12 protein-coding genes are annotated in these 11,501 nt (G+C 34.1%); 1 reads left to right on the forward strand and 11 read right to left on the reverse strand.

The window, feature by feature from the left end:
- Positions 1-57: 57 nt before the first annotated feature.
- The 9 genes from ABGB03_RS02540 to ABGB03_RS02580 form a co-directional block, all read right to left on the reverse strand.
- Positions 58-702 carry an O-methyltransferase gene (locus ABGB03_RS02540; protein ID WP_347924574.1) on the reverse strand — a complete coding sequence of 215 codons (645 nt, stop codon included), beginning with the start codon at positions 700-702 and terminating at the stop codon, positions 58-60.
- Positions 702-1,784, reverse strand: a complete 1,083-nt coding sequence (locus ABGB03_RS02545) for an amidohydrolase family protein (protein ID WP_347924576.1) — start codon at positions 1,782-1,784, stop codon at positions 702-704. The genes ABGB03_RS02540 and ABGB03_RS02545 overlap by 1 nt, the downstream gene beginning before the upstream one ends.
- 3 nt (positions 1,785-1,787) lie before the next feature.
- The gene (locus ABGB03_RS02550) at positions 1,788-2,324 is read right to left on the reverse strand and encodes a 3-hydroxyanthranilate 3,4-dioxygenase (RefSeq protein WP_347924577.1); all 537 of its coding nucleotides are present in this window, start codon (positions 2,322-2,324) and stop codon (positions 1,788-1,790) included.
- A gap of 32 nt (positions 2,325-2,356) precedes the next feature.
- On the reverse strand, positions 2,357-3,139 hold the full coding sequence (locus ABGB03_RS02555; RefSeq protein ID WP_347924579.1) for an SDR family oxidoreductase: 783 nt from the start codon (positions 3,137-3,139) through the stop codon (positions 2,357-2,359).
- Between the two features lie 120 nt (positions 3,140-3,259).
- Positions 3,260-4,699, reverse strand: coding sequence for an aldehyde dehydrogenase (locus ABGB03_RS02560; RefSeq protein WP_347924581.1), 1,440 nt, complete (start codon positions 4,697-4,699; stop codon positions 3,260-3,262).
- Positions 4,699-5,100 carry a RidA family protein gene (locus tag ABGB03_RS02565; protein WP_347924583.1) on the reverse strand — a complete coding sequence of 134 codons (402 nt, stop codon included), beginning with the start codon at positions 5,098-5,100 and terminating at the stop codon, positions 4,699-4,701. The genes ABGB03_RS02560 and ABGB03_RS02565 overlap by 1 nt, the downstream gene beginning before the upstream one ends.
- 5 nt (positions 5,101-5,105) lie before the next feature.
- A complete protein-coding gene (locus ABGB03_RS02570) occupies positions 5,106-6,506 on the reverse strand; it encodes an NAD(P)/FAD-dependent oxidoreductase (protein WP_347924585.1) in 1,401 nt (466 codons plus the stop codon).
- Positions 6,507-6,586: 80 nt separating this feature from the next.
- The gene (kynU, locus tag ABGB03_RS02575; RefSeq protein WP_347924586.1) at positions 6,587-7,855 is read right to left on the reverse strand and encodes a kynureninase; all 1,269 of its coding nucleotides are present in this window, start codon (positions 7,853-7,855) and stop codon (positions 6,587-6,589) included.
- A 69-nt stretch (positions 7,856-7,924) separates the two neighbouring features.
- The gene (locus tag ABGB03_RS02580; RefSeq protein ID WP_347924588.1) at positions 7,925-8,596 is read right to left on the reverse strand and encodes a hypothetical protein; all 672 of its coding nucleotides are present in this window, start codon (positions 8,594-8,596) and stop codon (positions 7,925-7,927) included.
- A gap of 166 nt (positions 8,597-8,762) precedes the next feature.
- Between ABGB03_RS02580 and ABGB03_RS02585 the strand changes: the two genes are divergently transcribed.
- On the forward strand, positions 8,763-9,563 hold the full coding sequence (locus ABGB03_RS02585) for a class I SAM-dependent methyltransferase (RefSeq protein WP_347924590.1): 801 nt from the start codon (positions 8,763-8,765) through the stop codon (positions 9,561-9,563).
- 372 nt (positions 9,564-9,935) lie between these two features.
- Here the strand turns inward: ABGB03_RS02585 and msrA are convergent, their stop codons facing one another.
- Together msrA and ABGB03_RS02595 are read right to left on the reverse strand one after the other, a co-directional pair.
- Positions 9,936-10,616, reverse strand: a complete 681-nt coding sequence (msrA, locus tag ABGB03_RS02590) for a peptide-methionine (S)-S-oxide reductase MsrA (protein WP_347924591.1) — start codon at positions 10,614-10,616, stop codon at positions 9,936-9,938.
- A 104-nt stretch (positions 10,617-10,720) separates the two neighbouring features.
- Positions 10,721-11,500 carry a C4-type zinc ribbon domain-containing protein gene (locus tag ABGB03_RS02595; protein WP_347924592.1) on the reverse strand — a complete coding sequence of 260 codons (780 nt, stop codon included), beginning with the start codon at positions 11,498-11,500 and terminating at the stop codon, positions 10,721-10,723.
- Position 11,501 lies beyond the last annotated feature (1 nt).

The raw sequence follows: 11,501 nt of genomic DNA on the forward strand, positions 1-11,501 counted from the left end.
GAATGTTACAGTCTTTGATATTTTTTTTTGAATTTAAATACAATTACTATTCAACTATCATTTTTTTCTACTGATTGTTAAACCATCTCGTATAGGTAGCATTACTGTTTCTACTCTAGAATCTTTCCTTAAAACCTTATTGTAGTCTATTAGAGCTGGAGTAGAGGTGTCTTCTTTTTTGAATACTGTGTCTAAAACTTTACCACTCCAAAGGACATTATCAGAAAGTATGATTCCTCCAATGTTTATTTTGTCAATAATGGTGTGAAAATAATTCGTGTAGTTTTCTTTATCTGCATCAATAAAAACTAAATCAAATGTTTTGTTTAGTGTAGGGATAACTTCAAGCGCATCACCTAAGTGTTGATGAATTTGAGAGCCATATCCAGATTTGTCAAAATATTTACGCTGAAAATCAAATAATTCTTCATTTATATCAATTGTGTGTAACTCTCCAGAATCTTGCATGCCTTCTGCCAAACATAAAGCAGAATAACCAGTATAAGTGCCTATTTCTAGTATGTTTTTTGGATTCACTAACTTTGAAATCATACTTAATACACGACCTTGATAATGTCCACTTAACATTCGTGGTTGCAATATTTTTTGGTATGTTTCTCGACTAAGTTCTTGTAATAATTCTGGCTCATCTTGACTATGAGCTACTACATAGTCATCAATCTTATCTGGTAAGAAATTCATTAACTTAATATTCTATTTAATAACTTTTGTTTGGCAGCTTCATCATCACCACACAACCATTGTACAACATTGTCTTCCCAAATAGCATCACGCTCATTTTCATTAATAATATCCTGTTGAATTGCTAAATCTAATATTTTCCCAGGGTAGGATGATTGTTTCTCACTTTCCATTTCACCTAAAGGATAAGGATCATCTAATCCCATAAGGACTTGTTTAGAGCCTTGATTTTTTATCAATAATTCAAGTCCTCCAGTATCATGTACTAAAGTGTCAAAAAAGATATTTTTATGACCTACAGCTTTTCTTGGGTGACTTTTGCCTTCAAATAAATCTGGTCTGCCATCAAAACCTTGAATACGTCTTCCTAAATTAATTTGTGCTAATTGTCCACCATGAGCAAAACAAGTACGCATGTTTGGAAATTTGTCTTGGTAGCCATTTAATGTTAAAAAATGATAGGCATCGGCACATTGAGCTAACATCCAAATTAAATGAAAACGCCAAGAGGTGTTTTCTAGTTTTATAAATTTTTCACCATCATAAGGATGAATTTCTACAGCAAGATTGTATTTGCTTGCTAATTCAAAAATAGGCTCATTTTCTTCATCGAAAATACAACGCCAAGTACCAATGGTATCCATATAGTGGGTTGGTAAGCATAAGAGTTGCATACCCAACTCTTCAACGCAACGTTCAATTTCCCAACAAGCCCCTTTAACAAAACCAGGATGTACTACAAAACCACAAGTAAATTTGCTTGGATTTTCATGTTGTATCCTTGCGTTAAAATCATTTTGAAAACGTAAAGCTTGTTTCATTTCTTCCACACGCAAACCATTACCATATAATTGTGATAAGTTAAGTACTACTGCATGATCAATTTTAAAACGCTCCATCCAAGCAAGTTTCTCATTTAGAAAGAAACTAGAATCTGTTATTGGGCGATTCCAATCTTTTTGAAGCATAAATTTTCGGTCTTTATCTACCCAGAAAATACCTTTGTCTTTCATAAACTGAGGAATTTCTTCAGGATATGGAAGAAGGTGAGAATGACCGTTTATGCGAAGTTTACGTTTCATAAATTATTCTTCTATCTGTACTTTTTTTGGAGGCTGCATTACCTCTCCACAATTAGGGCAAGACCTTTTGTCTTTATCACCATAATATTTATCAAAAATAGCAGGCATATCAGTTTCAATATTATCGAGTGTGAAATCTTCTTCATAAAGTTTAGTCGTGCAATTTTCACAAAACCAAAGTAGAGCATCTTGCATGCCTTTTTCTCTTGGATATTCAATGACTAATCCAACAGTATTAGCTCCTCGTTGAGGTGAATGCGGAATTTTTGGAGGTAGCAAGAATATTTCCCCTTCTTTAATATGAATATCTTTGGGTGTGCCTTTATCAATAACCTTTAAGGTAATGTCACCTTCAACTTGGTAGAAAAATTCTGGTGTTTCATTATAATGGTAATCTTTTCTGCTATTAGGTCCACCAACTACCATAACTATGAAATCGCCATCTTTCCAAACGACTTTGTTTCCAACTGGTGGTTTTAAAAGATGTCTATTTTCATCAATCCATGCTTTAAAATTTATTGGAGGATATAATTTACTCATGATTTTATGATTTTAAAAAGAATGATATAAAGTTACAAAGATTTTGTTCGTCCACCATCAACAGGAAGGTTAATTCCATTTATATAAGCAGCACGTTCACTTGCTAAAAAAGTAATGGCATCTGCTAATTCTTCAGGTTTTGCAAATCGTTTTGCTGGAATAGCATTTTTCATAGTGCTGGCGGCAGCTTCTTCAGTGTTGCCAGTTTTAGCAGATTTATTTTTAATAATTTCTGTTAATCGTTCAGTTCCAGTGGCTCCTGGAAGCACATTGTTTACTGTTATTCCATATTGACCCAATTCGTTGGCAAGTGTTTTACTCCAATTGGCTACAGCACCACGAATTGTATTACTTACACCAAGACCATCTAAAGGCTGTTTTACAGAAGTTGATATGACATTAATAATGCGCCCAAAGCCTTCACTTTTCATAAATGGAACGACTGCTTGTGCTAATATATGATTACACTTTAAGTGTTGTGTAAAGGCCGATTCAAACTCAGATAGATCTGCTGAAAATACAGGCCCTCCTTTAGGTCCTCCAGTATTGTTTACCAATATATGAAAACCATGATTATTAATTATATATTCTGAAACTTTGCTTTTTAATTCATCTGGATTTGAAAAATCGGCGACGATATAATCGTGAGATCGTTGCTTAGGTAATTCAGCAAGAACTAATTTAAGTTTGTTTTCGTTCCTAGCAACTAGTGTTACTTGAACACCTTCAGCAGCTAAAGCCAAAGCAGTTGCTTTACCAATTCCTGCTGTGCTACCGCATACTAAAGCGTATTTATTGTTGAGTTCTAGATTCATAATAAGCCCCTCCTAACCTCCCCAAAGGGGAGGAACTCTTAACAGGGTTAATGAGTTTATTAGACTTTATTTTAATTTTAGCTCACTACTCCCTCCCTTAGGGAGGGTTGGGGTGGGCTTTTAATATTTTATACAAACATTCTTAGCCTCAGTAAAAAACCGAAGCGCTTCAAAACCACCTTCACGACCAACTCCAGAATCTTTTACACCACCAAAAGGTGTACGTAAATCTCGCATCAGCCACGTGTTTACCCAAACGATTCCTACTTGTAATTGATTGGTCATTCTCATAGTTCGCTTTAGATCATTACTCCATAATGTGGCCGACAAACCATACTTGACTTTATTTGCCATTTGCAATACTTCGTCTTCGTTATTAAAAGGCATTATGGTAACAACAGGACCAAATATTTCTTCCTGATTCACACGACATTCATTAGTTTGAATTTCAATAATTGTTGGCTCCATATAGTAACCATTTTCATAACCTTCAACGGTTACTTTGTTTCCACCACATAATACTGTTCCACCTTCTTCTTTTGCAATGTCAACATAACTCAACACTTTATCCAAATGAGCTTTAGAAACCAATGCTCCGATTTTTGTTTTTTCATTTGATGGATGCCCAACGTTCATGTTTTTAACTCGCTGAACAAAATCGGCTTTAAATTGTTCATAAATAGATTTTTCAACAAAAATTCGGCTGCCACACAAGCAGATTTGTCCTTGATTAGCAAACGAAGAGCGAACAGTTGTTTTAAGCATATTGTCATAATCGCAATCGGCAAATATGATGTTTGGATTTTTACCACCAAGCTCTAGAGATAGTTTTTTAAACATTGGAGCTGCGACTTTTGCAATATGCGCACCAGTTGTAGTGCCACCTGTAAAACTAATGGCTTTAATGTCTGGATGTTCCACAATAGCTTGCCCTGTAGATGTTCCTAAACCATGAACAATGTTCAATACACCTTTTGGTAAGCCTGCCTCATTACAAATTTTACCTAATAAATAAGCTGTCATTGGTGTGACTTCACTAGGTTTGGCAACCACACAGTTTCCTGCTGCAATAGCTGGTGCGATTTTCCAAGTAAATAAATAGAGTGGTAGGTTCCAAGGACTAATACAACCTACGACACCAATGGGTTGACGTAAGGTGTAATTTATGGCTTGGTGACCAACACTTTCATGACTTTCACTAGCAAATTGCGTTATGGCATTAGCAAAAAAACGAAAATTACTTGATGCTCTTGGTATATCTATTGCTCTGGCTAACCAAATAGGTTTCCCATTGTCTTTGCTTTCTGCTTCAGCTAATCTATCAAGATTAGTTTCGATAAGCTCTGAAATTTTGAGCATGATTCTACTTCGTTCTTCCAGAGTGGTTTGACTCCACTGCTTAAAAGCAGTTTTGGCACTTTGATAAGCTAGTTCAATGTCCTCTTTGGTTGAATTTGGAATTTGACTATACACTTCTCCATTTGACGGATTGTAGTTGTCTAACCAATCATTTTGTATTGGATTGTGAAAATTGCCGTTTATGTAGTTTTGGATGTTCATTAGTCTTTTTTATATGCCATTACCTTAATCTCAACCACTAAGTCGGGATGAGGTAATTGGTGTACCGCAACCGTAGTTCTAGCTGGTCCAGTTTCAGCATTAAAAAATTCAGCATAGGCTTTATTGTAACCTGCAAAGTCATTCATATTAACAAGAAAAGAAGTTACATCTACTACATCACTCATGGATGCACCAGCACTTTTTAAGTTCTTTTCAATATTTTGCAAAACTTCACGAGTTTGAACTTCAATATTCAAGCGTTTTGTTCCCATGTCGTCAATAATATCAACTCCTGCAATAGTGTTGTCTGCACGACGAGAGCTTGTGCCTGATATGAAAATAAAATCTCCAGCTCTTCTATTATGTGGATAGGCCCCTCTTGGTGTTACTTTGTCACTCATAGTTTTTATTTTAATCCAGCAATTCTATCATCTTCTAGAATTGCTTCGGTTTGTTGTTTTACTTTTTCTAATATACTTTTTAAATCACCATTAGTATCAATCTCACCATCTGAAAGCATATTCAATATGGCTTTATCTTGTGCACGACCTCTTAACAAAGCGTCTCTGTAGTTTATATCTTCATTAAAAGTCACTAATGAATACTTTGAAGAATATTCATTAGGAAAATTCTTTTCTAAAGCCATTTCTAATTTACGTTTTTCTTGAAATATTGCGTTGGATACATGGTCTTTCATTTCATGAAAATTATCGATGGCTAAATCTGCAATGGCATCAGTATCTTTTTTACGTGATTTTTCGTAGGTCGTAAAAATGTCTTCCCAATTATCTAGACCTTGGTCAAGCACTTTGTCAAATTCTACGACGTCTTCAAATGAGGCATTCATACCTTGACCATAAAAAGGCACAATGGCATGTGCTGCATCTCCCATTAAAAGAGTATTTCCTTTATAATGCCAAGGCGAACATTTTACAGTGCCTAAGGCTGCTGTTGGGTTTTCAAAGAAGTCGTCAACTAAATTAGGCATGAGTTCTAAAGCATCTGGAAATTCTTTTTTAAAGAATTCTGTTACGATTTTATGAGTTGTGAGATTGTTGAAATTATACGCACCTTCATCATGGCTCAAAAATAGCGTGACTGTAAAACTTCCATCTAAATTAGGCAAGGCAATAAGCATAAAATCGCCTCTTGGCCAAATATGCAATGCATTTTTATAAGTTTTATAACCGCCTTCTTTTGCTGGTAGAATACTTAACTCTTTGTAACCATGTGTTAGATAGTCTTGCGAAAAACTAAATAAAAACTTTTTACCTAAGTAGTAACTTTTGCGCATTGCTGAACCAGCACCATCTGTTGCAATGATGATATCAGCATCTTCTACAAATTCTGAATTACCATCATAATCTTTAAACAACGCTGTGGTTTTTTCAAAATCAACCGATTTACATTTTCTATTAAAATGGATAGTGACATTTTTATGTTTTTCGGCTTCAGTGAGCAATAAACCATTGAGTTCTCCTCGAGAGATGGAATTGATGTATTCATGATCTCTACCACTATAATTAGACATGAAAGTATTGCCTTCTTTATCGTGAAGCATACGACCATTCATTGGAATGCAGAGTGCTTTTACTTTATTTTCAATACCTACCAATTTCATAGCTTTATTACCACGATCTGAAAACGCTAAATTAATCGAACGTCCCGCAGAGATGTCTACTTTTCGTAAATCTGGACGCATTTCGTAAACGGTTACATTATAACCTCTTTGACCTAAACGAAGTGCTAGTAAACTTCCGCATAGTCCAGCTCCAATAATGAGTATGTTTTGTTTTTTTTCTTTCATTTTTGTCATTCCTGCGAAGGCAGGAATCTACTTTTAGTTTTTAATTATGATGGATTCCGCATCAAGTGCGGAATGACAACTCAGTTTAATATTTTCTTTAATTTTTCAACCATTCTGTAAACATCTTCAAAACTATTGTATAAAGGTACTGGAGCACATCTTATCACATTTGGTTCTCGCCAATCTGTAATGATATGAGTATCAGTTAGTTTTTGATGTAAACTTTTATCAGCATCTTTAACTTGTATTGATAATTGACAACCTCGTTCGTCTGGATTTGAAGGCGTAATAATCTTTATTTTATCATTTTTCAGTTCATTAATCAAGAACTCAAAATAACCAGTAAGCTTTTTAGACTTTTCTCTTAAAGCATCCATTCCAACATCATTAAACATATCTAGCGATGCTTTAATAGCAGCCATAGATAGAATAGGAGGATTACTTAATTGCCAACCTTCGGCACCAGGAATAATATCGAGTGGTTGACGCATATTAAATCGTGTCGATTTGTTATGGCTCCACCAACCTGCAAAGCGCTTTAAATTTTTATTATGTGCATGTTTTTCATGTACAAATAAACCAGCTAAGCTTCCAGGACCAGAGTTTAAGTATTTATAAGTGCACCAAGCAGCAAAATCAACACCTGAATCATGTAACTCAGGTTGAATATTTCCAGCACCATGAGCGAGGTCAATTCCAACCATACAGTTTTTAGAATGACCAAGTTCTGCAATGCGTTTTAAGTTAAGATATTGTCCTGTATAATAGTTGACACCTCCAATTAAAAGCAATGCTATTTCATCTCCTTGGTCTTCAAGAATATTTTCTAAATCTTCTATTCGTAATAATTCTTCACCTTGTCTGGGTTTCCATTCAATCAATCCTTCGTTAGCATCAAAACCATGAAACTCTAATTGTGTTTGTACAGCATACCTATCTGATGGAAATGCATCACTTTCAATCACTATTTTGTATTTGGTTTTTGTTGGTTGATAAAAGGATACCATTAACAAATGGAGATTTGTGGTAAGGGTATTCATAATGACCACTTCAATTGGTTTCGCACCGACAATTTTTGCCATAGAATTGGTTAAATACTCATGATATGGCATCCAAGGATTTTTTGCTTCAAAGTGACCTTCTACACCTAAATTCGCCCAATCTTCTAGCTCTTGATTTATATATTTTTTTGTTGATTTTGGCTGTAAACCGAGAGAATTTCCGGTAAAATACAACCAATTATTCCCTTCTTTATCTTTAGGAACGTGAAATTGATTTCTATAAGAAGCAAGTGAATCATTTTGATCTTGTTGCTTAGCATATTCAAGACCTAGTTTATAGTTGAACAAAGTAAAATATTTTGGTTTTACCCAAAAATAGGAAAATTTGAAAGATTTTTCACTTGGTTATAGCGTTAATTATTCGTCTAATTCGACCTTAACATTTCTGATTAAAAGATTTCTATCACTTGCGCTTCTTTTATGGTCTTGAGCGACTTTAATACCATTATAATCACTATAGTTTTCAAAAGTATTTGAAATGGTTGGTTCTGGAGCGTTACCTCTCCTAAAACTCCACTCTCTAATAATATAATCGTCGTCAAAATAAATGTCGTACGCATCTCCAGGTGTATAACCACCTTCGCTGGAATAGGTAATTATCAATTTATTAAGCTCTTCTTGTTTTACAGGAGATGTAGCTTTTTCAGGCTCCGAAATTGTTGTGCCTTCATCCCAAATCAATTGAAATGGAATTAAAGCCCAAAACTTATCATTAATAAACCCTCTATCGGCTTTTAAGGCCACAGAATCCATATTACTTCTATTGTACTCTAAAACTTCATCATTACGAGTTAATTTAATATCATTCGTTTTAGGATTCCATACCCATGAACGACCACTGTTTGGATCCTCTAAAGTACCTCCAAAGGTAAATGCGAAGGTTTTTACACTATCCCAGTTTTCATAGCCATGCGCATTGGCAATTTTTTCTGCGACGGTTAATTTTTTAGCAACAGGTTCTTTTTTTTCTTCAGCTTGTTTGCAGGAAGAAAATATAATTAGAAACGAAAGGAGGAATAACTTTTTCATGTGATAGTATTTATTGTTTTTCAACGGTCACATGTAACATCTATAATATTTTTATTAAATATTAGAAATTTAGTATAGATGTTTCATGTGGTTGGATTTTCATCAAAAATAAGAAACTAAACACAATTAATTTAGAAATCTTATTTTAGAAGCTCAATTTTGGCTAATGACAACTTATAAAAAATATTTCGAAGTTAATAAAGATACGTGGAATGAAAAGGTTAAAGTTCATGCTAAAAGTGCTATGTATGATATAGAGGCCTTTAAAAAAGGGAATTCTTCTTTAATGCCTTATGAATTAAATGCTTTGGGAGATGTGAAAAATAAATCTATGTTGCATTTACAATGTCATTTTGGTCAAGACACCTTAAGTTGGAGTAGGTTAGGAGCGAAGTGTGTTGGAGTGGATTTAAGTGATGAAGGCATAAAATTGGCGAAACAACTTAATGGTGAATTAAACTTAGACGCTGAATTTATTTGCTGTAATGTTTTGGAAACATATATATACGTCAAGGAAACTTTTGATATCGTTTTTACAAGCTATGGTGTTATTGGTTGGCTGCCAGATTTAAAACCTTGGGGTAAAATGATTGCCGAAAGACTTAAACCAGGAGGCGTTTTTTATATGGTAGAATTTCACCCAATTGTGTGGATGTTTGATTACGCAAATGGTAAACAAGAAATGAAATATGGCTACATGCAAGATGAGGTGATTTATGAAGAGTATGAAGGTACTTATGCTAATCAGGATTCAAAAATGATTAGTAAAGAATATGGATGGAATCATGGATTGAGTGAGGTCATTAATGTGCTTACAGAAGCTGGCTTACATATAGACCATTTAAACGAATACAATGAAAGTCCATATAATGTATTACCAGATTTGGTTAAAACCGAATCAGGAATGTATACCACTAAAGACCAATTATATCCTTTAATTTTTGAGTTAAAGGCGAGAAAAATTTGAGAAGTTCGTTTAACGTCCACTGTGTATGGCGTAGTGAGGCGCGCCTCACGGAGAGCCATAATTGCGCCTCATTCGCTATACACGCTGATGTGTGTAGTTTCGTGAGGAGTTCTCGTAGACTCGAATAAATATACAATTAATTTGGCGAGGTGCAATTAACAGTGGACGATGGTATGTAATTAGTAGAAAGGAAGCGTTTGCAAAACGCGATTCTACGTGCCGCAGGCAATTACATACCATTGTTTTTACGGATATGCGCCGTTTTAATGACTTATATCCGACGTTAAACGAAGTTATCGTTTTTTTATGAGAAAGTCAATGTTTAAAATAGCTTCCGCAATAGTTGAAAAAGGTTCCTGTTTCCAAAGGAATTTAATGTTTCTCTTTTAATAAGTGAGGAAACTTTTGCTTAAAACGATTTAATCTTGGTATAGAAATACGTTGTATATAGGGGTTGTCTGGATTTAGACGTTCGTAATCTTGATGATAATCTTCGCCAACCCAAAATTTTTGAAAAGGCATAATTTCGGCAGCAATGCGTTTATCGAGTTTTTTTGCTAAAGCTTCTTTCTTTTGAATAATAACTTGCTTTTGATCTTCATTTTGATAAAAAATAATGGAACGATATTGTGAGCCAATATCTGGTCCTTGTCCATTAACTTGAGTGACATTTTGAGAGCCAAAATACACATCAACTAATATAGCAAAACTTACAATTTTTGGGTCGTAAATAATCTCAACAGCTTCGGCATGACCAGTTTTTCCTGTATTACTGGACTCATACGTTGGATTTAATGTGTGTCCACCAGAATAACCAGAAATAGATTCTTTAACTCCTTTTACGCTTTCATAAACTGCTTCAACACACCAAAAACAGCCACTAGCAAAATAGGCTCTTGCTAAACCATCTTGTAAAGGAACTTCTATAGGGTCAGCTGTCATTAACCCTTGTTCTATTTTACTTTTATTAGATGTTGCTACTGTTTTTTGCTGCGCATTATTCTGGCAACTAAATAATAATGCAATTGAAAACGAGAGAATTAATGATTTCATTTTTTTTGTTTTTAACTATGTCGTTAAGTAACTAAAATAATTACACAATAAAAAAGCCTTTAACAATCTGTTAAAGGCTTTTTCTATGTTTTTTTGAATTCTAATTATAATTTAGAAAACATTTTTTCCATTTTTGCTTTTTGCTCATTTGCTAAAACTTCGTCAACTAGAATACGACCACTATGTTCGTCCGTGATTATTTTTTTGCGAGAAGCAATTTCTGCTTGAACTTGAGGCGGAATTGTAAAGAAAGAACCTCCTGAGGCACCTCTTTCAATGGCAACAACAGCTAATCCGTTTTTTACATTTTCACGAATTCTTGAATACGCAAGAACTAATCTTTCTTCAATTGAAGTTTTGTATTCTTCACTTTTCTTTAAAAGTGCTTGCTCTTCTTTTTCAGTTTCAGAAAGAATGGCATCTAATTCACCTTTTTTGTGTTTTAAATGTGTTTCTCTTTCTTTTAAACGAGATTTAGTTTCGTCTATAACTTCTTTTTTCTGCTCAATTTGAGCATTAAATTCTTTAATATGCTTTTCAGCCAATTGAATTTCTAATTCTTGAAATTCAGTTTCTTTAGTTAAAGAATTATATTCTCTGTTATTTCTAACATTTTTTTGTTGTTCAGAGTACTTTTTTATAAGTGCTTTTGCTTCTTCAATTAAGTTCTTTTTAGACTTAATTTGCTCACTTATATCCAAAAGACTGTCATCTAATTTTTGAAGTCTAGTTTTTAATCCTTCAACTTCATCTTCTAAATCACGTACTTCTAAAGGAAGTTCTCCTCTTACATTTCTAATTTCGTCAACGCGAGAATCGATTAATTGTAAATCGTATAGCGCTCTTAATCGCTCTTCTACAGTAACTTCTTTCTTTTTAGCCATG

The organism is Pontimicrobium sp. SW4 (genome assembly GCF_039954625.1).
GTDB lineage: Bacteria > Bacteroidota > Bacteroidia > Flavobacteriales > Flavobacteriaceae > Pontimicrobium.

Excerpts from the sequence above, each read along its gene's own strand:
- ABGB03_RS02580 (WP_347924588.1), bottom strand. The coding sequence starts at position 8,596 with ATGAAAAAGTTATTCCTCCTTTCGTTTCTAATTATATTTTCTTCCTGC.
- ABGB03_RS02585 (WP_347924590.1), top strand. The coding sequence starts at position 8,763 with ATGACAACTTATAAAAAATATTTCGAAGTTAATAAAGATACGTGGAAT.
- ABGB03_RS02570 (WP_347924585.1), bottom strand. The coding sequence starts at position 6,506 with ATGAAAGAAAAAAAACAAAACATACTCATTATTGGAGCTGGACTATGC.
- ABGB03_RS02565 (WP_347924583.1), bottom strand. The coding sequence starts at position 5,100 with ATGAGTGACAAAGTAACACCAAGAGGGGCCTATCCACATAATAGAAGA.
- msrA (WP_347924591.1), bottom strand. The coding sequence starts at position 10,616 with ATGAAATCATTAATTCTCTCGTTTTCAATTGCATTATTATTTAGTTGC.
- ABGB03_RS02540 (WP_347924574.1), bottom strand. The coding sequence starts at position 702 with ATGAATTTCTTACCAGATAAGATTGATGACTATGTAGTAGCTCATAGT.
- ABGB03_RS02550 (WP_347924577.1), bottom strand. The coding sequence starts at position 2,324 with ATGAGTAAATTATATCCTCCAATAAATTTTAAAGCATGGATTGATGAA.
- ABGB03_RS02560 (WP_347924581.1), bottom strand. The coding sequence starts at position 4,699 with ATGAACATCCAAAACTACATAAACGGCAATTTTCACAATCCAATACAA.
- ABGB03_RS02595 (WP_347924592.1), bottom strand. The coding sequence starts at position 11,500 with ATGGCTAAAAAGAAAGAAGTTACTGTAGAAGAGCGATTAAGAGCGCTA.
- ABGB03_RS02555 (WP_347924579.1), bottom strand. The coding sequence starts at position 3,139 with ATGAATCTAGAACTCAACAATAAATACGCTTTAGTATGCGGTAGCACA.
- ABGB03_RS02545 (WP_347924576.1), bottom strand. The coding sequence starts at position 1,784 with ATGAAACGTAAACTTCGCATAAACGGTCATTCTCACCTTCTTCCATAT.